This is a genomic window from Formosa sp. L2A11 (assembly GCF_009796865.1).
GTDB lineage: Bacteria > Bacteroidota > Bacteroidia > Flavobacteriales > Flavobacteriaceae > Formosa.
Genome location: NZ_CP047028.1, coordinates 323,308 through 347,235 on the forward strand (window position 1 = coordinate 323,308; position 23,928 = coordinate 347,235).

Below are 23,928 nucleotides of genomic sequence, written 5' to 3' on the forward strand. Positions count from 1 at the left end.
CTATATTAAAGATACCCGTAAAACTTATGCGTTTATTGCAATTATCTTATCTACTGCGGGAGAAGCGCGTTAGGATAAACATTCTTGTTTCTTTTTTCATTGGAGGCCAAGTGATTGCGATCCTGAACTGTTTTAATATTAAATTAACCTATATTTATAGATAGTCTTTTAGTGATATCTGCAAAAACTTCTCTGTCTGCTATTGAAAACAGTAGCATCTCTGTATAATATAACATTTTGGCTTTGTCGCTATCCCAGAGTTTAATGCTGATGTCTTTGATTAACTTATTTAACTCCATATAAGCTTCTTGTTCTGGTATGTATAAGGACTTATCTTTTGGGCTAATGAACCGTTTTTTATCCATGTCGCTAATGCTTTGTGGCGCATAGTGTTCCGTGTTTTTTAAGCGTATTAACACATTCATATCAAATGCTATCATTTTTGAATTTCGGCCACTAGGAATAGGGAAAAAATGAGCTCCTGCATTTCTTGAAAGGATAATCCAGTTTAAAGCATACGCTACCCTTGAATCGTAAATGATGTATTTTTCTGGATACATATAAGCACCTACTTTAGATGCGCTTGCAATTCTTTTATAGCTTGGTTTATCTGATTGTAAGAATTACCGGTTATAGTAACACTACTTGAGCGCGTGAAATATTGTTTTATTTAATTACAACCCGCTTTTGATTTCATTTCCTCATATTCACGTTTAATTTCATTTATAGCATCTGGATTTCCTCCAGCATATTCTAAAGCTTTTACATATAGTTCGTTAATTTCCAAACATTCCTGGTTTTCATCATCACTTGAACAGGACATAAGGACTGAAATCAGGCAAAAAAATAATATTTTTTCATGTTAACATATAGTGTTTTTCCAATAAAGTGTTTACATTTCTTTTAGTATAGCGAACCAATTGGTTGTTTAGACTAACTAAAAAAAATGAGCTTTCTTCTGATTTTTCTGTAAGAAGAAAGGAAATATCGTTAGTTTCAGCACTAAATGTATTACTTTCTATTAGCAGAATATTACGGAAAACCGTATAAGGGTAACATTTTATTTTAAATGAATATAACTTCATCTTAAACTGAATAATATCATTAGTATGCTTAGAATACGCTTGTAGATAAACGTTCTTGCTTCAGCTTCTATTGGCTCCCTAGAGGTTGAGAATCGAACTTTACTTTATTGTTGCCTTTGGCATGTGTTAGATGCATTTATTTTAGGATATTCAATTTTTGAAAAGCCAAACGTGTTAAACCTATCCTTTTCTTTATAAACTCATCCAAATCGAATGCTTTTTTAGGCTCCAAATTTGTTGCAAACACATAGGTCTTATTTTTTAACTCTAAATACCCAACAAACCAACCATTATACCTTCCCTTGTCGGTTGACAAACCTGTTTTTCCACGTAGTTTATATTGATCTGTTTCTTCCATGACCATGATTTTCTTCACAATTTTTTCAGTTCTTTCAGAAATGGGTAGTTCAGAATTATAGAACCTCTTCAAAAAGTCAATTTTTTGCATTTGACTAATTCGAGACTCTCCCCTTAACCAGAAATTGTCGACATTAACTGAATCAATTTTTAAGTCACCATAGTTTAATTTTTGAACGTATTCATTCATTCTTTTCACTCCTATTTTTCTGGCAACTTCCTGATAGCAGGGTACGCAAGAATACTGGAAGGCATCTTTCAATACTAAATCCTGTTCCCATTCTTTCAACCACTTCTTTTCTCCATCCCATTTAAATATAGTAGTATCACTTTTAATCACACCAGTTTCAAGTCCTATTATGGAGTTTACAATTTTAAAGGTAGAAGCTGGTAAATTACTCTTATTTGACCACTCAAAGTTATTAGAATAATATAGATTCTCATCTAAGTCATAAATTAATATTGAGCCTACAACATTAGAAGAATCTATGATTGACTGAAATTCAGGTATTAATATATTCTTATTTCCTAATTGCTCGTTCTCTATACTGATGGTGCCTTTATTTTCTTTACAAGAAATAAATAGCATTAAAAATATTGCTAATGATGTTATTCTCATCTTTTTTTAGTGCTTGATAGCTCTATATTAATCAAATATCAACTATAATCAAAAACCACAGTTATTTTAATTACTATACATTTAATGTTCCTTTTAGCTAAAATTGCGGGTTTCTCTACCTCCACTAATAATCACACCTTTACTCGAATAATATCATTGATATGCGTAGAATATCTTGGAGATAAGCGTTCTTGCTTCATTTTCCACTGGCGGCCGAGGGATTGAGAGCCAAACTTTACTTTATTGTTTCCGTAAGACATATTTAACCTATCGACTATAACCATTAGGGGTTGGTGCTTTGGATTCTCGTGAGAGAATAGACTAAATTGTTTTTGGTCTTCTGGAGTGAGGTTCATTACAATTACTCCGGCTTTTTTATAGTGTAGGCCTTTTTTATAAATAGACTCAAGCGCTTTATGGGCGGTCTTTATAAGGTCGAAACTTGAATTTGTTGGGTTTTCTGTTTTGATGACCACATTACGATAGTATTGTGGTAGGTCTTTACGGAACCCGTTGGTATGCAAAAAGACCATGACCGCATTAGTATGAGAGTTTTGGTGACGTAATTTTTCGGCACAAGAAATGGCGAATGTTGCCACACGTTCTTGGAGATCTGCATAATCTGTAATCATCCCTTCGAATGACCGCGTAGTGGCAATTGATTTTTTTGTGTTTGGGCTTTCTAAATCTAATGTTGGTTTCCCTTCTAAGTCGTGTTTTAACCGAAGTCCGATAACAGACATATTTTTACGTACCCAATCATCTGATTGTAATGTGAATTGATAGGCATTATTTATGTTTAATGCTCTTAAGCGTTTGGCGTGTTTTCTACCAATGCCCCAAACATCTTCTATAGCGGTCCATTTAAGTGCTTTTACGCGCTTTTCTTCAGTATCTATGATATAGACACCTTTAGTGCGCTCTGAGAACTTCTTAGCTATTTTATTGGCCACTTTGGTTAATGCTTTTGTAGGAGCAAAACCAATGCTAATAGGAATACCTGTACCTCTAGTTACTTGTTTTCTCATGGTCTCCCCTATTTCCTGAATATTGAAATATTGGAATCCGTCAAACTTTAGAAAGGCTTCGTCTATACTGTAGATTTCGATATCTGGAGAGAAGTTGGCAAGCAAGCTCATTACACGACTGCTCATATCTCCGTACAAGGCATAGTTGGATGAAAAAACGTGAATATTGTGTTTTATAAATAGGTGTTTGTATTCGAATGCCGGTGCCCCCATAGGAATACCCAAAGCTTTAGCTTCGTTAGACCGTGCAATAACACAGCCATCGTTATTTGATAGTACCGCTATAGGCTTACCATTTAGAGCTGGGTTAAACACGCGCTCACAAGAGGCGTAGAAATTATTACAGTCGACCAGGGCAAACATTAGAAGTATTTTATAACATTAATGACGATGCCCCAAATGACAAATTCATTATTTTCTGTTACAAGTATCGGTTTGTAAGCTTTGTTTTCGGCAATTAGCCATATGCAGTCCTTTTCAATTTTAATTCGTTTTACAGTAAATTCACCATCGATAAAACACACAACAATTTTATTATCTTTTACTTCTAGACCTTTATCAATAATTAGTAAATCTCCATCATTTATTCCTGCATCTATCATTGAATTCCCACTAACTTTTCCATAAAAAGTCGTACTAGGGTTTTTAATGAGGTGCTTATTGAGGTCTATATTAATATCTAGAAAGTCGTCTGCAGGCGATGGGAATCCTGCACTAATACCATTAACAAAAGGGAGTTCTATAGCCGAATTGTATTCGGGTATAAAAAACGTAAGTGGTTTTATTTGATATAACTTTCTAATTTGCATGCTACAAAATTAAACAATAGATATGTAAAAATGTAGCAGTGTTGATAAGTTTAATTAATAGTTTATTTATTGAAAACTTTATGTGGTAAGATAACCAATACATCACCTTAGAGAGGTCTAAATAATATAATTTCTGAGTAGGGATTTTTAAACTTGTTTGAAGGTTTAGTTTAGAAAAATGTTATATATTTTCTCATAAACATGAATACTGTAATTTGAAGTATTTTAATAAATTCTAAAAAATACTCTATTTTTTTCTTTCGTTGACCATTGTACTTGCCACGCTCTACCGTCTATTTGGTCGAGCAAAATGAAATTATACATATTAGTTGTTGGATAAAGAAAAAACCTACCATTTATCTCTTTTTCTTCATTCACAAGGGGAATATCTGACAGAGTAGTCTCGAACCTATAATCGCTTCCTTTAGTATTCCATTGAACTTGCCACATTCGTCCATTTCTTGTATCTAATTTAATAAAGGTGTACATATTTCGTGTAGAGAAAAGCCTATAAGCAACATTACTATCTGTAGAAATATTTTGTACAGGAACTTCCGATGTACTTTGACTAAACGAAATTGTTGTAAAAAGTACAAAAATTAAAGTGATAAATTTTGACTTCATAGTATAGGTGTTATTAAGTATTTTTTTATCAAGAAAAGTTAGAAATTTTATTGCGATCAACCTTCTAACTATAAAACGTTTATACAAAAAAACATCATGAATCTAAGCATTAGAACTATAACTTTCTTTCAAGATATTAACAGCCCTAAATTTAAAACAAAAAACTAAGAGTATATTATAGTAATAAAAATAACATCTCTATCTAATATTTACAATTCCTCATCCCTGAAACAAAAACCGAACATCTTCATAAATGCTTTCAAAGTTAGCCGCGATTTCTTCATCTGAATACACTTTTAAATCCCGGGGAAGTTCCTTTTTAATTTGCTGTAATGTGAACTGTACTTTTTTATCCTTCCCATCTGCATAGGTTATAAACTCACCTTGCTTCAATCTAAAAAACACATCAGCCCTAATTTTGGGAATCTCCTTTTCTCCTGTGGTGACTCGCGTATCAAAATCAAGGTTATGTCCTCTACTTACACTTTTGGTTGGGTCCTTAATAATTTCAAAAAAACGTTCGTAATATTTAGCGGTGTCGGGGTCATTCACTTTGCCGAAGAATTGATACGATAGATTGCTCAATATGGCTTTGCTAGCCTTATCACCATACATCATATCGTTTTGGATCTTGTCCTGCATCACATAAATTGTTGAGATGTTATAACTCCTCAAAGTCGCAGGAATGCGGTGCATATTCAATAAGCGGATGGTTGGTGCTTCCTCCATCAACAAAAAAGAAGGCTCTGAGTTCCGAACACTCATTTGCTTGGTAATGGTATGCACAATAGCTGCAATAACTGGTGAATACGAGGTTTCAAATTTGGGATTATTCACCACTGAAATCACACAGGGGTTTTCTGAACTATTAATATTCAGGGGTACTTCATCTGCCGATAACGTCATAAAAATACGTTGCGTACTAATTCGTTTTAGGGCATTGGCCAAGGTGCTTTTCACACCTGCCGTTTGGCGTTCCGAATCCTTTCCACTAATAAATGCATCTGCCATCGCTCTAGAAGTGGTATTCGTTTCTAAAAACGCAATAAGACTATCGGTATCGATATGCTGATAGATCGCAATTAAATGCGGTAGTGTACAGTATTTTGGATAATCCGTTTTTAATTTCCAAATCAAGCCTCCAATCAAGCCTTCAGCAGCATCATTAAAGAACTTTGTGGTTCCTGAAGCTCCAGATTCACGTTGTTCCAATAGATTTTCAATTAAAACCCTAGAGATTTCATTGACACTTTCTTCGTTCTCCAAATATCGAGGTGCTATTGGATTTACACGGTGTACAATCTTATCAAATGAAATAATTTTAAAAGGTATCCCACTGTCCTTAAAAAGCGGATAAGCCATTTCTGTTAGTTCAAAATCCTTATAATCATGGATAATACCACAAAACTTTGCTTGACTGAAATGTTTTAAAATACCATAGACTACACTTTCTGTCTTACCACTTCCTGCAGATCCTATTACCGAAGCACCACGTTTAATGTTATCTAGTTTAAAATTCCCTCTAGTCGTATCAAAATTGATTTGATATCTTATGTTTTGATTCTTTGGCTGCTCCGTGTTATGCAAAAACACATACATCACCACATTCAATAATATAAGCGGACAACTAATATAAAGCATTATAAAAACCCAATGCATTGTTGAACTTAATGCAAATACATATGCACCTAGCATCAGAAAATTGATTATAAAAGCATACCTACTGATCCGATACATAATATAAAAGACCACGCAAACCAAACCTGTAATTACCCCCCATATGATTTGATTTTCCTGCAACATCATTTTAATTTTAAATTCCGATAGAGCTCGATTTTATAGCGACCTCTACCCCTTTCCGTAGTTTATTAAATAGTTTTATAGCCAATTTATTTGGCGTAACTGGAATGCTTGGTAGCATAGGAATATCTCCTGCCCTCATTATTTTTAAGGCTATTGCCTTTTCGTTTGTTGGCAGTTTCATAAGCGCCGTGAAATACAGTTTCGGATGCTTTATAAAATTATTCCTAGCGGTATAGGTTTCTGCAAAATTCCGTTGATACCCGTATAAAGTATCAAATCGTTTTTCTGCATTCTTAAAGAATCCATCCCTATCGAAACCACGTTTTACTGTTCTACCATGCATCTCTGCTTCTGAAGTTTTATACTTACTTCCTGGTGAAAGACTAAATGTATTCGAAGCATCTTTACGACTCACGATAATATGAATATGCGTTTGATCTCCACCTTTTGCCATACCTTGAACAATACGTTTACCATCTAATTGATGTGGCGCTGCTTGTTCTAATTTTAGAATCTCCGCTTTCATTTTGGATATATTCCCTTCTAACCGCCCCTCTTTTATGTTTCGAATAGCGGTCTTGAGATCTAGTATTTTAGATGCATAGGGTTGATTTTCTTTTACCACTTTATCCGTGCCTTTAAAAGTTCTTTGATGCTCGACTTTAGCATAATATTTTAGATCATAAATTGTAATCGGTTTTCCATTGATTTCTCGATTAAAAGACCTCACATAATCTTTCATGAGCTCCCTCGTATACGTTTTTAAATCAATTGTACTTTGTTCTATCCGTTTCAATTCATATTTTGAAGGACTCACAGTAATAGAATAAAATTTTGGTTCCGTTTTCTTTAGTTTTGCCCCATTCCCATCAATATCTTTGATAACATCCTCTGCTGAAATTTCATCTCCATACTGATTAAAAAAGTGTTCCAAATCTTCCTGCTCTAGGCCTTCATTTTCTTTCTCTAAATAGCCTACAAAATCTGCCGAACTCTGTGAATACGTGCCTCCTAATTTTTGGGGTGTAATGGTTATATACATCGCTTTAAATTTTAAGATTCTTTGCTTAGATTAAGCTTTTCTTTAAAACGTATTTCCTTTTTTTCTTCCTTTAATAGCCGACCTGAATGCGATGTAGTTTGAGATATTTCATCATTTTGAAATAACAATTCCATCATGGCAACAGTGGGTTTGGTTTGCGTCTTTTCCATATCACGCATAATGGCAATTACCGCATTAATACGTTTCTTCAGGGAAGCTTCAATAGTACGCCCTGTAGGTCCAAATGTTTCCTTTGGAGAGATTTCATTATAGAAGAAAAAATCAAGCATAGAAGACATTGCCTCAGTATGCGATTTAAAATGCGTTCTTGAAAATTCTTGAAAACGATTAGCTGTTTCTTTTTTGAATCTAATACCAATAAATGAGTCCATAATTCGCCGGTTTGTCGCAAATTCTTCCCTAAAACTGGGCCTTCACAAGCTATTTGTCGCAAATTGCTGAGAGTCAAGAAATTAAATATTTTACAAACAACTGATTTACAGTGTTTTAAAATAGAAAAGGAGTCTGAAACATCGCTCTGCGTGTTACCCTCTTGCTACTCCTTTTCGTTCGCCCCAGGCGAACAAAATTTCTTACAATCTGGCTAAGAAGCCAATTGCCCTTTTAGGAAAATAAATTTCCAATACATTATTATTTCTGATGAAAACGGATCCCGGCGAAAGTAGAATTGAGATATCCGTACACTATTTTTATACTGAAATTCAGTCTTTTAAAGATACACTATTTTTATCAATTGAAAATTAAACTCAAAAAAAAAAACCTCCAAAATTTTAGAGGTGATTCATTTAAATTTTAAAATTAATATCATCTAGATTTAATATTCGCCCGGTAACATCAGCATATTATCTACAAAATACAACCGTAATTTTTGAAGCGGAAAATCCGTTACTCTATACGTCTGTGTCTCTAAAATAGTATCATTACCATCAGAGTAAATAACGTGTGCTTCGTAGCCTTGCCGTCTTTGATCTTCTTCAGACAACCGCTTAAAATCGATGGTTATAAAATATGATTTTTTCATCAATTGTTTTCCTATAATTGATGCGTCTGTTATCAGCCAATGACATTGCCCGTGTTCAGCTAGGTATTGAATACCTTCTGTGTAGTTCGTATTAATTAACGGGATTTTAAAACATTCCATCGATCCATGAAATTGTTGTAATCCTGCTTCTAATGTGTTAACTTTCGTGTTCATTTTCAAATTAATTAAAGGTTAAAAAATTAAAAGAGGGTTTTACTGTCCAAGGTTCACCCTCTTTTTTTTGATTTCAAATTTTAGGCTTTATCAGGTTTAGAACCCAACAATAGAATCTCGTCGGCAACTACTTCAGTGATGTAATGCGTTTGATTGTCTTTATCTGTATAACTTCTAGTTTTCAGTTTGCCCGTAATGCCAACTTCCTTACCTTTTTCCGTATACTTTTCTACAATGTCTACAATACTTCCCCAAGCAACTATGGCATGCCAAGAAGTTTCAGTTTGTTTTTCGCCTTTAGCATTTTTAAAATGCTCATTCGTTGCTAATGAAAATCGGGCTACTTTTTTACCGTTTTCAAGATTGGTGATTGTTGGATCATGTCCAATGTTTCCAATTAACTGTACGTGATTTTTGATACTACTCATAATAAAAGATTTAAAGATTAATTAAATTACCATCCGAACCATTCAGACGGCTTGTGTCTATATTTTTTTTAATGATTTACTTATTATATCCTGAGCGTTTTCCTTTTTTGTTTGTTTTGGTGCCGCTTCCTTTTGTATGTTTTTGCCTGATTTCATAAGATTCATTTTAGATTTACTTCCCATAGTGCCCTCACTGTTACCTTTTTTTGTTGCTTATACCGTTTCAATATTTCGAATTGATAAAGACTTATAAAAATGAAGCACAGCGCAATGGTTATGCAGTCTGTTCAACTTCTAAATGTTGGTATTTTGCTATCGAAAAAAGGGAAGTCATAGTGAGGGTCACGGATGTAAAACTAAAGACTATGGTGAAGTACAAACACATCGGAAGCTGTACCAAATGAAGAATGGAATTCTGATTAAGCGAACGCTATTCACCATTTTCGCTCTGGAATGAAGAGTCCTTCCTGGCGTAGCAGGAAGGGTAACGCAATGAAAAGCTAAAATTGGGGATTGTGTTCAAGACTTATGTAGGTAAGCTCTTTTTCCGAAATGAAGCTTTTGCGGAATGTAGAAGGAATGGGCTTACCTGTTTTTAAAACGAAATCATCTTATTAAAGTAGGATGCCTAGCGGACTTATCCCTAAGGCTGTAAATTGGAATGGAGTGTGATCGCTTCCCGTATTTTCTCGGGATCTAGCGAACACGTGAAATGGAAATCGAAAACTTTAGGGTTGTGTCTAAGATTCTGGTAATCATGCTCTTTTTTATGTAATGAAGTCCTTACGGAATGGAATAGAAATGTGCATGATGGGATTAAAACTCGAATTTTGGATTCACCGATGCACAAAGCGAACTTCTCTTTTTATTATTGAAAACGCTACACTTCATTTAACCTATAAAAATTCTGAAAGACATGATCTCTATTTAAACCACAAAAGAGATGTTCAAGATCATTTTAGAAGTAAGTCCTTTTACTGATATGGAGTTTTTACGGAATATTATGTAGAAGGTCTAACTGGGTTTTTAGTTTATATGTTTCTACTTAAAAGATAAGTACTGTTAAAAAACTCCAGTTTTAAGGTACTAGAGAAACCTTAATTATCTTATGAAATCATTTCATAAATGGAATTAAACAAGGTCTTATCCCATTTTTCCTGTTGAGAAAATGTCTTTTTAAGTGTACGATGTAATACTGCATTGAACGCGTTGTACCCTAACCATAAATTCGGTTCTTCGTTTAGCAACATCGCTTCATAGTTAAGAACTTCTATCACTTCTCTTGATTTCTTAGACGGATTTTCATTCTTATCACTGCATTCATATCGAAACAATTTAGAACGTTCAAGAATAGATTTCACAAACGCTTCAGTATCGATAATTTTAATATCCTTCATACTATTAAATTTATGAATGATGGTATAAAATTCATTATCTAGAAACTTTTCAAACAGCTGATATAATCTCGGCATAATCAGTTCTGTATTATTCCGATTATGTTTTATGGAAAAAGCTATTTCAGCTTGAGACACATGTAATCCGTTAGAACATACTTTTCTATAGAAACCAAAATGTCCTGATGTCTTTTCACTACCATCATAGGAGTTTTTAAATCGTAGCATCGGTAGTATTAAATCATCATCATTTTTCACTTGAAACTGATTTTCATCTTCAATTATAAAATCTGTAATAAACGATCTATCATTTCTATTGATACTTCGTTTATGAAATTTCAGATCGGATTCTTCAAGCATCGTTTCTGCTTTCTTAAAAAACAATTCATTTGGAATATGTCCGTAACTGTTGGACACAACATTCACGACCTTACCATTCGAGATGATAACGTTTTCTAGCCCTCTACGAGAAGGCATTTGGATCAGACTTTCTAAACTAGTCATTTGCGATGGCACAAAAATGTCATCCTGTTGTAAATTACTTAAATACATAACTTTTGATTTTAAACCCATCTTACGATAGGCAGATTAAACAATAATGCGCTTAATCCAAACGGAAGCTAAAATCTCAGCTCAAAAGGAAACGGAATAAATGAGTAATGGAGCTAGTGGTGGCTTTATGCCGTAGTCTTTTTATGGGAGTATTTTACGAGTTTAACTTGCGTGGCTATTGTATATGTAATCTCTACCTCCAATTTCTCTATAAACTACTTACCACAAATTAGTTTTTCAAAAAAGAAAGACTCTTATAATTAGATAATAATTTTAAGATTTACTCATATAATCTTGCCATTTTATTAGAACATACTTATCAACATTATGCTCTTTAAGTTTAAGAAACCCAAATTCATACACAAACAAATAGACAGATCCTTTTGAATTTTTCCAATAATGAGTAAAGAAGTTTGGATTAAACCCCTTCTCTTTTAATAGTTCTGCCCTTACAATTACCTTCCCTCCTTTATTAAATTCTTTTAATAGTTTACGGTTAAGTTTAAGCTGATTATCTACCGTATTATAAAAGCGTTCAGGATGTTTTTTTGATTGTTGATATTGATAAGCACTTTTACATTGCGGATCACAAAACTTTTTATCAGTTCTTCCTATTAATTCATTTTCACAATACAGACATGTTTTTTGAAATCTCATACATTAATCAATTTAAACGTATAATATACGCATCCTATCCGAATAAAACACCACTAAATCATTTACATACAGTAAATTGCAATAAAATGATGTATTATGGAGAAGGGAAGAAATGTTACTTTAAAACATCTTTTAATTAAAGAAAAAAGGTATATCGGTTTACAATTTAATACCGACAAGATAATCCATGCATTAGTTAAACAATTACCAGATGTAAAATGGAGTAATGAGTTTAGCATGGCATATGTGGTGAATACAAAACAGAACTTGAGTTCAATTTTTAAAATTTTCAGTGGAGTGGCGTGGGTTAACTGTAACTATTTTTTCGATCAAAAAACTATAAATGAAAATAATGCTCCAATAGATATAACCTGGTTTCGTAAACGGGAAAAACCTAAAACATTCCGTCAATGTCCCACAACCTATTTAGATAAATTAGAATTAAAGAAATATGCTAATAATACCGTCAAAGCTTATGTAACGGCTTTCGAAACCTTTATAAATCATTATAAAACCAAGGAGTTAATACAGATTAATGAAAATGATATTAGACATTACATTCTAAAGCTGATTCAAGAAAATAAATCCGATTCTTATATAAACGTAACTATTAACAGTATTAAGTTTTACTATGAATCTGTACTTGGTATGCCTAATCGATTCTATCAAATAGAAAGGCCTAGAAAAACACAAAAATTACCTAAGGTTTTATCAAAATCAGATATTTTAAAGATTATTGCCAATACTAACAACCTCAAACATAAGTGTATTGTTAGCCTACTATATTCCGCAGGCATACGCAGAAGTGAATTAATAAATTTAAAAATTTCAGATATAGATAGTAAAAGAATGTTAATTCGTATTGAATCAGCAAAAGGAAATAAAGATCGCTACACTATCCTTTCATATTCCATATTAAAAGATTTAAGAGCCTATTATAAAGAATGGAAACCTGAAAAATATATCATTGAAGGATTGTACGGAAAACAATATTCAGGACAAAGTATAGGTAAGATTGTTGTAAATGCAGCAGAAAAAGCAGGGATTAGGCACAAAGTAACACCACATATGCTTAGACATAGTTTTGCAACTCATCTTTTAGAAGATGGTGTAGATCTAAGACAGATCCAGGTACTATTAGGTCATAGTTCTACTAAAACTACGGAAATATATACTCATGTCGCGACAACTACTTTTAAGAAAATAAAAAACCCTCTTGATAATTAACAATTACATAAAAGATATATAGAACATATGTTACATATATCTTATATTTGAGATATATAGCACATATGTGCTATATACAATTGTTGCCATTCATTAAAAAACGCACTCAAAATCGAAAAAATAAATTATGAATAGAATAAGAATTATTGGTTTAATTATGTTGATAATTGGAATTGTTTTACAATTTTATTTTGAAAATGACGGAACAGATTTCCTTACAGGACTTTTAGCTGGTGGTGGAATTGGACTACTCATAACTGGACAGATTAAATCGAAAAAGAAATCCTAAAGCAGAATCTGAATTTTAGCTTGTTTGCGGAATAAAAACTCAACAAACATCTGACTGACCAAAGCAGTGCGCAACTGTTGCGACGGACTGATTAGCGAAACGCACAAAAAAATGGATTTACGACTAACGAAAAACTGTAAGAAAAAAACAACGAAATGGCAACACCGTATATAAAAAATTGCTTAATTAGTGCTTAACCAATGTAAGTTGCTTTGTTTGCTTGCATCCGATTTTCCTTCGGAAAATCCTCGCACTCAAACACGCAACTTTCCATATACATAAACGTTACCTGCAAGCTGAAAATCAGAACTCAAAATGAAATCAAGAACTGAAATTGAACAATATTATTTAAGTGGAAAAAGATTCTTCAGGAATATTGATTTTGATTTTGGAGAGTGTTTTGAAAACTCGAATTTTGAAAACGCAATATTTGAATACTGCTATTTTGGAGTTGAATTCAATAATTCAAATTTTAAAAATGCGAAATTTATTGAGTGCAATATGAAATCAACGAATTTTACTAATTGTGACTTTTCAAATGCCGAAATTAGAGAAAGTTTAATGGAAGCAATTGACTTTAAAGGCTCTAAAATTCCAAATCTAATATTTGAGAATAATACAAGCTATGGTGAAAAAGTCAAATTGAACTCTGAAACATTGGAAATTGAATATAATATTCACCAACTGAATTCTGAACTGTATGAATATATACCTGAATTTGAAAAAATTGCTGACCATTCAAGTGATGAACATTTATATTCTGTCTTTGGAGATTTAAGTATTGTTCTTGCAAACGAAATTATTAAAAACGAAAATCTGACTGATTTAATTACGAATTCTTTTAGGTTCATTAATTATTTAAGTGATAAAAACGATAAAGAAATTGATAATTTATTGGTTGTAGGAATTTATGAAGGGTTATATCATTCTGAAAAATGTAATAAAATTGCAAAAAAATTATTAAATGAAAAGGCAAAAAAAGCTTATGAATTTAATTTAGAAAACGGAATAATGAATAAAGCCAGCAGGTAATCGAGTAGACGGGTGACAACTTAAAAGTCGTCACTGCGCCTCTCACACCACCGTACGTACGGGTCTCGTATACGGCGGTTCACCAAATTGAAGTTTGCGTATTATTAATGTAATCTAACAAAGGTTTATACCCTTTTCGTTTAAGTCTAGAAACTGTAATAGTCGTCTTTAAAATAGGACTTTGAGCAACTGCCCAGCCTCCCATTCTTGTTCTACTCCAAGCATAGGCTTGTCCGATTTCTATACCTAATTGAATGAGGTTTTTACGTTTCCGCTCTAGCTTTTTCCAATCATGCCAAATACAATAGCGCAACCGATTTCTTAGCCACTCATCTAGCTTTTTAACTTTTGCATAGATGTTAAGCGGTAATTATTCATCCAGCCTCGACAGACTTGATTAAGCCGATCCAGACGTTCTAACAACGACATGGGTTTGGTTTTCTTGGTGATACTTTTCAGGTTACGTTTAAACTTTGCCCAACTTTTCTTGGCTACCACAAGTACATATTGTCCTTTGACTCCCTTTTTATAAACAGGTACAAACCATGTCCGAGTAACTCAAAATTTACAGGTCTGCGGATGCCACTTTTGGCTTTATTTATAGGTAATTTAAGTTTATCTCTTAAAAAGATAAACAGTTTATTTCCTATAGTTTTTGCCTCGCTTTTACTTTTTGCGTAAACGCTAAAGTCGTCTGCATAGCGTACATAAAGCAAGCCCATGCTTTTCATTTCTTTATCCAAAACATCTAACATAATGTTAGATAATAAGGGACTAATGGGGCTACCTTGCGGGATACCTTTTCTGCGCTTTTTGAGTGTTCCATCTATTAAGATGGGAGCTCTTAACCATTTTCGGATTAATCGCAAGGTGGTTGGACATTTTACTTTGCGGTAGATAAGTTGAAGTAAAATACAGTGGTCTACTTCATCAAAGAATCCTTGCAAATCAATATCTACAATATCTTGGTAACCAGAATTGATATACCCTTGAGCTTGTAATACTGCTTTTTGGATGTTCTTTTGTGGGCGAAATCCATAACTAACGGGCTCAAAATCATATTCAAAATGAACCATTAATTGTTGGCTTACCGCCTGTTGTAGCCACCTATCTACTACCGTTGGTATTCCTAATAGTCGGGTTTTACCCTGTCCTTTTGGAATCTTTACTCCTAAAATTGAATTTGGAACATAGCTATTTGTGCGAATAGCAGATAATATAAGCGAACGGTTTTCTAATATGTATGCCGAAAGTGCCGTTGTTTTCATACCATCTACGCCGCTCGCACCTTTATTGCGCTCCACTTGGCGTGTTGCTTTATAAAGATTTGTTGCTTCTAATACCTGTTCAATCATAGATTCAATAATTCGTGTACTCCTGTTGGTTTAAAACTAGGCTAGCTAAGCATCCTAATCGAATTCCAACGTAATTTAATGTTCTGTCCTTCCTTACCCGTGAGACCTGTACAATTCTTGTTGCACCTCGTTTCCTGTAAGTACTATGACTTCTGCTGACTTCTCTACATAACCAACTCGTAGTTGTAGAGACCTCCCCAGGTAATGGCATCTTCTTTCCCTCAATTCCTGCCGTATCTACATACTTACCCTTTTGTTAATCTTAGGGCGTTACAATGATGTGGTTGCTTACCCGAGTAAATATGCCTCTGTATACGATTTCTGTTCGTCAGTACCGAGTTTTGTAGTTCCGCTTCCTTCAGATAAAACCTCACGGTTTTCACCCTTGCGACTTACTAATGCTTCAGAACGTTACTCCTGCGCACAAGGGACTTGCACCCTCTAGATTAATTATTTACCTTTCGGTAAATAAAAGATGCCCATGCTGGGCACACACACCGTATATAATTTATTGCTAGTTCTAGCCTACTTATGAAAGTCCTCGCGGACTTTCTTTGTCCGTAATTATTTACTAAATTAGTTGCTTGAAACACGCAACAAACCATATACAACAACGTTAGGCACAAGCTAAAAAAATCGCGAATAAAATGGCAATTTGGCAATACCAATTGAACATAATACCAAAAAAAGCTATACTTAAAAAGTATGGAGAAATACCAGATACTCTTTTTATCGATTTTATTAATTGGAAAATTTATTGGGAAAATGTAACTTATGACAATGGTTATCCAGAACCAAATTTTGAGGATGCAAGAACAATAAAATGGTGGAACAATATTAAACTCGATATTAAAAAAACTTCGGAACAAATTGACCAATACGTTACACGTGGAGATTGGAATGATGATGGAGAAAGAGGATTTATCGGTTGGAAAGGAAATTCAGAAAAAGAAGAAGATAATGACGCACATATTGCTTACGACAAGAAAACAAATATAATTTCTGAATTTCAATTTAGAACTGATTTGCGAAATAAAGAAAATGCAATGAAATTTTTAAATGGTATGTTGAATGTATGCAGTCAAAATGATTTAATGGTTCTAAATACAGAGGGAATTCTATTCGAACCACAAACTGAATTGATTTTTGAAGATATAAAAAACTCAAATGCTGTGAAATTCTTTTCTGACCCAATCGAATTTCTTGAAAAAATCGGAAAAGAAGAAGATAAAAGAAAACTTAAAGAAGACAGTTTTTGGTCGAAAATAAAAGCACTTTTGGAATAAAAAGCCAGATGCCTAACACCGTGTATAATTAATTGCTTTATTGAGCTTACTTGCGAATATTCCTGCGGAATATTCACGGGTTCGTAAAAGTTTACTAATTTAGTTGCTGAACCACGCAACTAACCATACACAAACACGTTAGGCAAAAGATAAAATGAAGACGAAAACTAAAATCATAATTGGATTATATTTATCAATCTTAATTGTATTGTTGGTTAATTTTATATTTGCAGAAATCAATGAAATTTTTAAATACGGAAATGAAATTGGAGAAATTTTTTCAAATTTAAGTTTAGCATATATTGCAAGTTTTATTTTTTATAGAATTGTAGTCGTTGAAAGAGAAAAAGAAATTAAGAAAACAGTTAATAAGTCTGTAAATCCATTAACGAAAAAACTTCTATTCAATGGTTATTACATTTTAGATGTATTAACTGAAAATGAGAAAAATGATAGATATACTATTCATAAAAAACGAAAAACAATAACTGAATCTGAATATAAAAAACTTTGTGAAACAATAAATCCAAACTCGCTATCTCGTTTCACTGAACAAATTGACCAACTAAAATTAAAGAAAAATTCTAAAGTTGAGAGTTTACACATTCAATGTATTAAATCTGTAAAAGAACATTTGGAAAAAATATATACTTTTCTACCTTATCTTGAAGATGAGAATATTGAAATTCTCAATAAAATTAGAGATAGTAAATTTATAAACTTGGACAATGGAATATTTCTTGCCCGAACAAATACAAACTTTAAAGTCTTTGAAAATTATATGTTTGAATACTTTGAATTAATTTTAGAATTGGAAAAATATTATGAACTAAAAATCAAATCCTTTGCCTAACACCATATATAATTTATTGCTGGCTTCTTGCCTACTTGCGAAAATCCTCGCGGATTTTCTTGGTCAATAATTATTTACTAAATTAGGTGCTTAAACACGCAACAAACCATATATAAACACGTTGTAGTGCATTTGAGAAATGAATACCGAAACCAAAATATCAAGAACTGATTTAATTGCAAAATGCGACCAATATCTGAATGGAGAACTTAAAAAGTCTGATTTGGAAAATTACGCATCGGATTTAATTGGAAAAGATTTCTTCGATTGGGACGACGAAATTATTTCAGACATTATATTTCAATGGGATAGTCAAGAAATCAATTTCCCGATAAATAAAAAGAATATCGAATTGTGGAAGCACCAATTAGAAACGGAAGAAAATTTATTAGCGGATTATAATTTATGGAATGTGCATATTGACCGACAAAAAGCAATTTGCGAAAAGTATAAGTCAAAATGGAATCCGATAAATAAGAGATTAATGGTAGGTTGCTCAACTGACTTATTATCTGACCCATTAAACGGACTTCGTCATCCCAAAGAAGGAATTATTACAACAGGTTGGTATATTTGGAGCGGAGAATGGTCGGATAATGCGGATTTTTTTAAACCAATCTGCGCAGAGCATTTATTACAAGAAAAACCTGAATTAATTAAATATCTCGGACTTGATGTCGGATTTAGATTTTTAATTGGAAAAGATAATTACGAAGACGTTTGGTATGACGAAAAACTAAAGAACGTCTGAAAAGAAAAAACGCACTACAACACCGGTAATCGTTGCACAAGTCTATAATACATAGTTCAACTATAATAAAAAACCGTCTTTAGAGACGGTTTCTGTTTTTATACAGTTAATATTATAGTTGATTTACAAGGTCTTAAAAGCGTATTAATAGCTTTATAGAGGGTGTTTTTGAGGCTAAAATAAAGCGCAAGTACTCTTGCATCGCTTTTAGTACGTTTTTCAATAAATTTCATATATTTTTTGAGATTGTAAGCAATAGCGGAGAGTTGCATACATTTATTAGCTTGCTTGATACCAATAGTATTAACCTTGTTTAACCCCATAAACTGAGTCAGAGTGCCAAATACGGGTTCTACGGTACTTTGCCGTTTTCCTTTCATATAGCGTCCTTGATTACTTTCTACTCGGGCTATATTCCGCTCGTATTCCTCTCGATAATACGTAACTGTAAATTTCTTTTCTTGAGCTGATTTTCCTAAACATGCTGTGCGGATTGGACAGTCTATGCACAGCTGTTTTGATCCGCGATATTCCTTCTTTTTGGTATTGTTCTTTTTTTCAACAACACCTTTTTAAACGGTATGGTTTTACCTTCTGGACAGGTGTAATGATCCTTGTCCTTATCATAAGTAAATCCATCTGGCCCACCTTTATAAGTGCCATGAGCGGGTATAAAACTTTTTAAACCTATAGCTTCTAGAAACGCATAATTCTCACCGCTACTATAGCCTGTGTCGGCTACACAATTTTCCCAAACCAGCTGTGATTTCCACAGTCGTTGTTTTACACGCTTAACAATATCTGGTAAGTGCTGACTGTCTTTACCGTCTGCATGGTACGCTTTTATATCGCTTATAACATGGTTTGCTGTATCTACAGTAAGCTGACTAAGGTAATTAAGTTTTCTTGCTTTACCGGGTTTTACACTAATACGTGCGTCAGGATCTGTGGGACTATAATGTGTTTTGTTACTCGTATAACGACTGCCTTTAGCACCGGCTCCTGGGCGAGCATCTTGATCTTTTGCCCATTTGGTATTACGGCTTTTTATAGCTTGTAATTCCTTGTGAGATGCAGATAATGTTTGTTGGTCTTTATCTGCTTTATTTTCTTTAGATTGCCTTAAAGGTTTGTTTTTGTCTCGATTGCTAATGTTACGAATTTGACGTAGGTGATCTTCTAAATCTGCTTCAGGAATTTTAAGTTCTAAAGTATCCATGGAAGCATTGGCTTTTACAGGAGCAGAATCTATTGTTTGCGTGTGTCCAGCGACCATACCTGCGGATACACAGAGTTCAAAAACCTTTATAAAAACAGATTCAAAAACGTCTTCTGGAAATAATTGTCGTGTACGGCTAATGGTAGAATGCCACGGTAATTCTTCGTCTATATCATACCCTAAAAAATACAATATATCCAAACGCATGCTACAATGTGCAATAAGCTTGCGATGGCTAGTTATATTTTCTAAATAGCCCACTAAACAAAGTTTAAAAAACACAATGGGATCGATGCTTTTTTGTCCGCTTGATCCATAGAATTTTTTGGTAGTTTTATAAAGAAAATTAAGATCTATAGCGGTATGAAGCCGACGGTAGAAATTGGCTTCTGGCACACGTTCGCTAAGTCTAAATTGATTGAATAGCTTCTCTTGATACGTCTTTTTTCCCTGCATACATAAAGATAAGAAACGTTCGTTTTTTAAGCAATTGCATTACTACTTTTTTCTTAACTTGTGCAACAGGCACACCGTATAAAAATAATTGCGGTTTAGTGCTTAATCAAAGGTTGTTGCGTGTTTGTTACGTCTGATTTTCCTTCGGAAAATCCTCGCATACAAACCCGCAACTATTCTTATACATAAACGTTGGCATTCATTGAAAAACGAACATAAAAACAAAAAATATGATAAAAAGAAACATCTCATCAATCTTGATAATAATAGCAATGACTTTAAATATATTGAATTTTAATTTTTCAAATTTCAATCTTGAATCAAAAAAAACTTGGTTGTTTTTAGGTGCTTCAATAATTATTATTGCTTCGATAATATTAATGTTTATAAACGAAAATAAAAACAATAAAAAGATTTCTGAATAGTAAAAACTAAACAGATTTTCAGCAAGTTGAGGAATCGGAAATTGAATTAATAAACAAAGAACTTAACTGAATGTGGAATTTAGCCAGATTCGGAATTGCCAACCAAATCGGAATTGAAAACATTTGCGGAATAAATCGCTGAACGAATTCACTCAAACGCTGGAAAAAAAAATTAAGCCGAATAATTAAAAGTCTGAATATAAACAACGAAATGCCAATAACTAAGTATTCGGCTCGCCGATAGGCCAGAGCTGAATATTGTGTTGACGAAGTCGGCAGAAGATGTCTCTTATGGGGAAAACGATGTGTTTAGGGAAGGATGCTTTGGTAATCGATTGTAGTTTACATGTTTAAACTACGCTGATCAGTCTTTATTTGGAAGAGATTGTTTCTTTTTTCGGTAACACTTAATATAATTTCACTTTATAATGGCTTAAATTTTAAGTTTAGCCATTGAGAGGTCTGTCCGCGCTTGCAGATTGTTTTTTTTAATTGACCCTATTTAATTTTTTATCTCTTAATAATACCCTCCAATTTTCGGGAGGACCACGATCGTTAAATAGTAGTATGGTATGTAGTTTTCCTTTTTTACAAACGGGACAACGACGGTGTAAAACAGGTTCGACTGTTTTAATACTCACTATCTTTTTACAAGCCAGTTCGGCTTGTAGTCTCGGTAATTTCTCTTTTTTCCAGCTGCTGCTTAAAATACCGTAATGCCGTATGCGTGTAAAGCCTTGGGTAAAATATGCAAAGCAAAGCGTCTAACAAATTCTTCACTGGACAAAGTCAACTTTATCTTTTTAGCTTGGTGCCGGTAATCTTTCGCGGTAAAAGTCACCGTTTTATTTTCACGATCTACAGCAATAATACGATGGTTACTTATTGCAATTTTATGCGTGTATCTGCCTAGATATTCAATAACATATTTTGGACTTCTAAAAGATTGTTTCGCATAGATCACCCATTTTTTACTGTACACTGTATTATAAACTTTCTTTGGGATTTTTACTTCACTTTTCCTAAGTTCAGAGATAAATTTAGCCTTAAACACCTTGCTCATAGATTTTACATTGAATAGATATTTACCTTTATTTTTTGCACTTTTCCATGTCCCTGATTTACGCCATCCACCGCCAGGAACAATACAATGCAAGTGCGGATGTAGGCTCATGTTTTGTCCCCAGGTATGAAGTATAGCAATCATACCCAGTTTAGCGCCCAAGTGTTTGGGGTTGTCTCCAAACTGTTGCAGGGTTTGCCATGCGGTTCTAAAAAACTGCTATAAATTACTTTACCATGACTCAGGCGTAGGTATTAAACTCACTTGGAAGCGTAAAAACGATATGAAAATAAGGCACATTTAATAGTTCGCCTTCTCTGGCTTTTATCCACTGTTCACGTTTGTGTCCCTGGCATGTTGGGCAATGTCTATTTCTGCAACTGTTATAACTAATGTGTAAGGCTTGGCAACAATCGCATTTATCAATATGGCCACCCATAGCTTTGGTGCGACACCTTCTTATGGCTTGTAACCCACGGTAATGCCAAGAGGTCAGACTCAATGTTTTGAGCTGTAGCTGTTCCATTTCTAAAATGTCAGCTACTTTATGTTTACAAAACATTAATCGTAAAGTTTATCCAAGGGAGAAAATTTGGAACCACTAGGCAAATTGGCAACATGAAGATACGTGAGTGTCATCTCGATATGTGCATGTCCAAGAAGTTCCTTTAAACTGACGATATCAACACCATACTCTAATAAATGTGTAGCAAACGTGTGCCGTAAAGTATGGGCAGTTATCTGTTTAGAACTCCCTATTTTACTTCTGTTTTCTTTAATAATCCAGCGTATACCGTTGGTGGTTAATCCGCGTGATTCTCCAGCTTTAGAAACTTGGCTATTAAAAAGATGTCCCTGAGGGTTTTCTGTTGTGATGTATTTTTTTAATCCCCTAATCAGAAGCGGACTCAAAGGCACATAGCGATCTATTTTTTTTTTTCTTAGGAATAAACACGGTTTTACGCTCAAAATCGAGATCAGATAATTTAACAGCGCAGAGTTCGTAGCTACGCAGTCCACAACCGTAAAGCATACCTATTATCAAACGATGCTTAAGATATTTAGGCGCTTTTAAAAGGCGCTTAACTTCCTCTTTATTTAGAACACATGGTAGTTTAATATCTCTTTTAATTTGAGGAAGCGCTACACGTTTGGCTTCCATGCCCATCACTTTGTAGGCTGCTCTGAGTCCGAAAATGGTGTGTTTAAAGAAACTCTCGGAAGGTGTTTTGTGAAGTTTTGGCATGGTAAAGATAGTTCTGAACGTGTTCTACCGATAGTTTTTCAGGACTTCGGTTGTAATGCAAAGCTAAGTGTGCCAAGCACCGGAGATAGTTGTTTAAAGTGCTTTTGGCTTTGCCATTAATAGAGAAACTCTGTTCGAGTTTGGTTTGAAGATGACTGAAATCCTTTACATCTGAAAAGGCGCGTTCAGCAATGGTTTTACTTTTTTTTAAACATAATAATAGATTTAAAATTTACCCATAAGTTAATAAATCTATTACTTTTACAAAAGAACAACTTATTCTGAATCAGTCAGGAGGGCTTCCGACCGATAGGGAGGATTCGTTCAACACCGTATAAAAATAATTGCGGTTTAGTGCTTAATCAAAGGTCGTTGCGTGTTTGTAACGTCTGATTTTCCTTCGGAAAATCCTCGCATACAAACCCGCAACTATTCTTATACATAAACGTTGTAAAACATTTAAGACAAACATTACGCTGAATTGAAAAAACTCAAATCTGACTTCTCAATAAACGAAATTGGAACATTAAGATTCTATAGCGGAATTATTGTTGGAATCGGATATTGTTTAATTTTTAACACTCTACTGCGAATAACTTTAAGGCTTTGTAATATTGGAGACAATATAGAAGCAATGAATTGGTTGAATATCATAAACTATGAGTTTTCGGCTTATTATTTGACTTTAATCGGAATTGCTTCTGTTGGATTTTCTTTTTGCTTTACGACTTATTTGTGGATGAGTAAACCATTTGCAACAAACAGAAGAAAAACATTGAAATTAAGAATGGCTCAAATTAATCCGATTTGGATTTTATTTGGAACATTACTTTTTCTATTACGAATGTTTTGGTTTATTGCTGGTGTCGATTTGACAATTGAAAAAGACTTTGCGTATTTGGGATTTATGATTCCAATTTTCATTTATTTGTATTGTTGGAATTTAATTTCGGATATTTATAAAAGTAAAAAACCGTTTCTGATAACTTCGCTGATTATTATAATTATCGGAATTATCTTGAGCGGAATTTAGAAAGTGAAATAAAAACGTTTTACAATCGAGTAGACGGGTGACAACTTAAAAGTCGTCACTGCGCCTCTCACACCACCGT

Annotated in this window: 26 protein-coding genes and 2 pseudogenes; 7 read left to right on the forward strand and 21 right to left on the reverse strand. The window is 33.6% G+C overall.

Annotation, left to right across the window (positions count from 1 at the left end):
* Window positions 1-143 precede the first annotated feature (143 nt).
* From GQR95_RS01425 to GQR95_RS01485, 13 genes are all read right to left on the reverse strand, one after another.
* Window positions 144-560: a hypothetical protein gene (locus GQR95_RS01425; protein WP_233265973.1), complete on the reverse strand. Its 417-nt coding sequence runs from the start codon at window positions 558-560 to the stop codon at window positions 144-146.
* Between the two features lie 110 nt (window positions 561-670).
* Window positions 671-823, reverse strand: coding sequence for a hypothetical protein (locus GQR95_RS01430; protein ID WP_159021469.1), 153 nt, complete (start codon window positions 821-823; stop codon window positions 671-673).
* A 398-nt stretch (window positions 824-1,221) separates the two neighbouring features.
* Window positions 1,222-2,061 carry a class D beta-lactamase gene (gene blaOXA / locus GQR95_RS01435; RefSeq protein ID WP_159021470.1) on the reverse strand — a complete coding sequence of 280 codons (840 nt, stop codon included), beginning with the start codon at window positions 2,059-2,061 and terminating at the stop codon, window positions 1,222-1,224.
* Window positions 2,062-2,192: 131 nt separating this feature from the next.
* Complete coding sequence (locus tag GQR95_RS01440) at window positions 2,193-3,452, reverse strand: Y-family DNA polymerase (RefSeq protein WP_159021471.1); 1,260 nt, start codon at window positions 3,450-3,452, stop codon at window positions 2,193-2,195.
* On the reverse strand, window positions 3,452-3,898 hold the full coding sequence (locus GQR95_RS01445) for a LexA family transcriptional regulator (protein WP_159021472.1): 447 nt from the start codon (window positions 3,896-3,898) through the stop codon (window positions 3,452-3,454). Before GQR95_RS01445 ends, GQR95_RS01440 begins: the two co-directional genes overlap by 1 nt.
* A gap of 225 nt (window positions 3,899-4,123) precedes the next feature.
* On the reverse strand, window positions 4,124-4,522 hold the full coding sequence (locus GQR95_RS01450; protein WP_159021473.1) for a hypothetical protein: 399 nt from the start codon (window positions 4,520-4,522) through the stop codon (window positions 4,124-4,126).
* 219 nt (window positions 4,523-4,741) lie between these two features.
* Complete coding sequence (locus GQR95_RS01455; RefSeq protein WP_159021474.1) at window positions 4,742-6,328, reverse strand: type IV secretory system conjugative DNA transfer family protein; 1,587 nt, start codon at window positions 6,326-6,328, stop codon at window positions 4,742-4,744.
* Between the two features lie 7 nt (window positions 6,329-6,335).
* Complete coding sequence (mobB, locus tag GQR95_RS01460; protein ID WP_159021475.1) at window positions 6,336-7,367, reverse strand: MobB family relaxase; 1,032 nt, start codon at window positions 7,365-7,367, stop codon at window positions 6,336-6,338.
* A gap of 11 nt (window positions 7,368-7,378) precedes the next feature.
* Window positions 7,379-7,759: a BfmA/BtgA family mobilization protein gene (locus GQR95_RS01465; RefSeq protein ID WP_159021476.1), complete on the reverse strand. Its 381-nt coding sequence runs from the start codon at window positions 7,757-7,759 to the stop codon at window positions 7,379-7,381.
* 443 nt (window positions 7,760-8,202) lie between these two features.
* Window positions 8,203-8,583 (reverse strand): DUF6876 family protein, encoded by a 381-nt coding sequence (locus GQR95_RS01470; protein WP_159021477.1) that lies wholly within the window; start codon window positions 8,581-8,583, stop codon window positions 8,203-8,205.
* An 80-nt stretch (window positions 8,584-8,663) separates the two neighbouring features.
* Window positions 8,664-9,011, reverse strand: coding sequence for a single-stranded DNA-binding protein (locus tag GQR95_RS01475; protein WP_159021478.1), 348 nt, complete (start codon window positions 9,009-9,011; stop codon window positions 8,664-8,666).
* A gap of 1,106 nt (window positions 9,012-10,117) precedes the next feature.
* Window positions 10,118-10,957 carry a DUF932 domain-containing protein gene (locus tag GQR95_RS01480; protein ID WP_159021479.1) on the reverse strand — a complete coding sequence of 280 codons (840 nt, stop codon included), beginning with the start codon at window positions 10,955-10,957 and terminating at the stop codon, window positions 10,118-10,120.
* A gap of 273 nt (window positions 10,958-11,230) precedes the next feature.
* Window positions 11,231-11,614, reverse strand: coding sequence for a hypothetical protein (locus GQR95_RS01485; protein WP_159021480.1), 384 nt, complete (start codon window positions 11,612-11,614; stop codon window positions 11,231-11,233).
* A 96-nt stretch (window positions 11,615-11,710) separates the two neighbouring features.
* Between GQR95_RS01485 and xerA the strand changes: the two genes are divergently transcribed.
* From xerA to GQR95_RS01500, 3 genes are all read left to right on the forward strand, one after another.
* Window positions 11,711-12,841, forward strand: a complete 1,131-nt coding sequence (gene xerA / locus GQR95_RS01490) for a site-specific tyrosine recombinase/integron integrase (RefSeq protein ID WP_159021481.1) — start codon at window positions 11,711-11,713, stop codon at window positions 12,839-12,841.
* 127 nt (window positions 12,842-12,968) lie between these two features.
* The gene (locus GQR95_RS01495; RefSeq protein ID WP_159021482.1) at window positions 12,969-13,130 is read left to right on the forward strand and encodes a hypothetical protein; all 162 of its coding nucleotides are present in this window, start codon (window positions 12,969-12,971) and stop codon (window positions 13,128-13,130) included.
* Window positions 13,131-13,445: 315 nt separating this feature from the next.
* Window positions 13,446-14,162: a pentapeptide repeat-containing protein gene (locus tag GQR95_RS01500; RefSeq protein ID WP_159021483.1), complete on the forward strand. Its 717-nt coding sequence runs from the start codon at window positions 13,446-13,448 to the stop codon at window positions 14,160-14,162.
* A gap of 79 nt (window positions 14,163-14,241) precedes the next feature.
* Here GQR95_RS01500 and GQR95_RS16665 read toward each other — a convergent pair whose 3' ends face one another.
* From GQR95_RS16665 to GQR95_RS01505, 3 genes are all read right to left on the reverse strand, one after another.
* A complete protein-coding gene (locus GQR95_RS16665; protein WP_233265974.1) occupies window positions 14,242-14,475 on the reverse strand; it encodes a hypothetical protein in 234 nt (77 codons plus the stop codon).
* A gap of 20 nt (window positions 14,476-14,495) precedes the next feature.
* Window positions 14,496-14,591 (reverse strand): group II intron maturase-specific domain-containing protein, encoded by a 96-nt coding sequence (locus GQR95_RS16670; protein WP_233266026.1) that lies wholly within the window; start codon window positions 14,589-14,591, stop codon window positions 14,496-14,498.
* Between the two features lie 62 nt (window positions 14,592-14,653).
* Entirely contained in the window at window positions 14,654-15,517 is an 864-nt protein-coding gene (locus GQR95_RS01505; RefSeq protein WP_233265975.1) for a reverse transcriptase domain-containing protein, read from the reverse strand.
* Window positions 15,518-16,164: 647 nt separating this feature from the next.
* Between GQR95_RS01505 and GQR95_RS01510 the strand changes: the two genes are divergently transcribed.
* The 3 genes from GQR95_RS01510 to GQR95_RS01520 all read left to right on the forward strand — a co-directional run bounded on the left by GQR95_RS01510 (window position 16,165) and on the right by GQR95_RS01520 (window position 18,407).
* Window positions 16,165-16,803 (forward strand): hypothetical protein, encoded by a 639-nt coding sequence (locus GQR95_RS01510; RefSeq protein WP_159021484.1) that lies wholly within the window; start codon window positions 16,165-16,167, stop codon window positions 16,801-16,803.
* A gap of 154 nt (window positions 16,804-16,957) precedes the next feature.
* Entirely contained in the window at window positions 16,958-17,656 is a 699-nt protein-coding gene (locus tag GQR95_RS01515) for a hypothetical protein (protein WP_159021485.1), read from the forward strand.
* Between the two features lie 139 nt (window positions 17,657-17,795).
* On the forward strand, window positions 17,796-18,407 hold the full coding sequence (locus GQR95_RS01520) for a hypothetical protein (protein WP_159021486.1): 612 nt from the start codon (window positions 17,796-17,798) through the stop codon (window positions 18,405-18,407).
* A 98-nt stretch (window positions 18,408-18,505) separates the two neighbouring features.
* Here GQR95_RS01520 and GQR95_RS01525 read toward each other — a convergent pair whose 3' ends face one another.
* The 5 genes and pseudogenes from GQR95_RS01525 to GQR95_RS17025 all read right to left on the reverse strand — a co-directional run bounded on the left by GQR95_RS01525 (window position 18,506) and on the right by GQR95_RS17025 (window position 23,048).
* A complete protein-coding gene (locus GQR95_RS01525; protein ID WP_370514541.1) occupies window positions 18,506-18,919 on the reverse strand; it encodes a transposase in 414 nt (137 codons plus the stop codon).
* Window positions 18,910-20,082 carry a transposase gene (locus GQR95_RS01530; protein WP_159021487.1) on the reverse strand — a complete coding sequence of 391 codons (1,173 nt, stop codon included), beginning with the start codon at window positions 20,080-20,082 and terminating at the stop codon, window positions 18,910-18,912. The genes GQR95_RS01525 and GQR95_RS01530 overlap by 10 nt, the downstream gene beginning before the upstream one ends.
* Window positions 20,083-20,995: 913 nt before the next feature.
* Window positions 20,996-22,132: pseudogene (locus tag GQR95_RS01535) on the reverse strand (IS91 family transposase).
* Window positions 22,132-22,816, reverse strand: a pseudogene (locus GQR95_RS17020) (tyrosine-type recombinase/integrase). The pseudogenes GQR95_RS01535 and GQR95_RS17020 overlap by 1 nt, the downstream one beginning before the upstream one ends.
* On the reverse strand, window positions 22,776-23,048 hold the full coding sequence (locus GQR95_RS17025; protein WP_370514542.1) for a phage integrase N-terminal SAM-like domain-containing protein: 273 nt from the start codon (window positions 23,046-23,048) through the stop codon (window positions 22,776-22,778). Before GQR95_RS17025 ends, GQR95_RS17020 begins: the two are co-directional and overlap by 41 nt.
* Window positions 23,049-23,297: 249 nt before the next feature.
* Here GQR95_RS17025 and GQR95_RS01545 point away from each other — a divergent pair, with 249 nt between their 5' ends.
* Entirely contained in the window at window positions 23,298-23,849 is a 552-nt protein-coding gene (locus tag GQR95_RS01545; protein WP_159021488.1) for a hypothetical protein, read from the forward strand.
* Window positions 23,850-23,928 lie beyond the last annotated feature (79 nt).

Bases quoted from the DNA above. Each gene is read 5' to 3' on its own strand.
- GQR95_RS01425 (WP_233265973.1), bottom strand. From the start codon at position 560: ATGTATCCAGAAAAATACATCATTTACGATTCAAGGGTAGCGTATGCT.
- GQR95_RS01430 (WP_159021469.1), bottom strand. From the start codon at position 823: ATGTCCTGTTCAAGTGATGATGAAAACCAGGAATGTTTGGAAATTAAC.
- blaOXA (WP_159021470.1), bottom strand. From the start codon at position 2,061: ATGAGAATAACATCATTAGCAATATTTTTAATGCTATTTATTTCTTGT.
- GQR95_RS01440 (WP_159021471.1), bottom strand. From the start codon at position 3,452: ATGTTTGCCCTGGTCGACTGTAATAATTTCTACGCCTCTTGTGAGCGC.
- GQR95_RS01445 (WP_159021472.1), bottom strand. From the start codon at position 3,898: ATGCAAATTAGAAAGTTATATCAAATAAAACCACTTACGTTTTTTATA.
- GQR95_RS01450 (WP_159021473.1), bottom strand. From the start codon at position 4,522: ATGAAGTCAAAATTTATCACTTTAATTTTTGTACTTTTTACAACAATT.
- GQR95_RS01455 (WP_159021474.1), bottom strand. From the start codon at position 6,328: ATGATGTTGCAGGAAAATCAAATCATATGGGGGGTAATTACAGGTTTG.
- mobB (WP_159021475.1), bottom strand. From the start codon at position 7,367: ATGTATATAACCATTACACCCCAAAAATTAGGAGGCACGTATTCACAG.
- GQR95_RS01465 (WP_159021476.1), bottom strand. From the start codon at position 7,759: ATGGACTCATTTATTGGTATTAGATTCAAAAAAGAAACAGCTAATCGT.
- GQR95_RS01470 (WP_159021477.1), bottom strand. From the start codon at position 8,583: ATGAACACGAAAGTTAACACATTAGAAGCAGGATTACAACAATTTCAT.
- GQR95_RS01475 (WP_159021478.1), bottom strand. From the start codon at position 9,011: ATGAGTAGTATCAAAAATCACGTACAGTTAATTGGAAACATTGGACAT.
- GQR95_RS01480 (WP_159021479.1), bottom strand. From the start codon at position 10,957: ATGTATTTAAGTAATTTACAACAGGATGACATTTTTGTGCCATCGCAA.
- GQR95_RS01485 (WP_159021480.1), bottom strand. From the start codon at position 11,614: ATGAGATTTCAAAAAACATGTCTGTATTGTGAAAATGAATTAATAGGA.
- xerA (WP_159021481.1), top strand. From the start codon at position 11,711: ATGGAGAAGGGAAGAAATGTTACTTTAAAACATCTTTTAATTAAAGAA.
- GQR95_RS01495 (WP_159021482.1), top strand. From the start codon at position 12,969: ATGAATAGAATAAGAATTATTGGTTTAATTATGTTGATAATTGGAATT.
- GQR95_RS01500 (WP_159021483.1), top strand. From the start codon at position 13,446: ATGAAATCAAGAACTGAAATTGAACAATATTATTTAAGTGGAAAAAGA.
- GQR95_RS16670 (WP_233266026.1), bottom strand. From the start codon at position 14,591: ATGTCGTTGTTAGAACGTCTGGATCGGCTTAATCAAGTCTGTCGAGGC.
- GQR95_RS01505 (WP_233265975.1), bottom strand. From the start codon at position 15,517: ATGATTGAACAGGTATTAGAAGCAACAAATCTTTATAAAGCAACACGC.
- GQR95_RS01510 (WP_159021484.1), top strand. From the start codon at position 16,165: ATGGCAATTTGGCAATACCAATTGAACATAATACCAAAAAAAGCTATA.
- GQR95_RS01515 (WP_159021485.1), top strand. From the start codon at position 16,958: ATGAAGACGAAAACTAAAATCATAATTGGATTATATTTATCAATCTTA.
- GQR95_RS01520 (WP_159021486.1), top strand. From the start codon at position 17,796: ATGAATACCGAAACCAAAATATCAAGAACTGATTTAATTGCAAAATGC.
- GQR95_RS01530 (WP_159021487.1), bottom strand. From the start codon at position 20,082: ATGCAGGGAAAAAAGACGTATCAAGAGAAGCTATTCAATCAATTTAGA.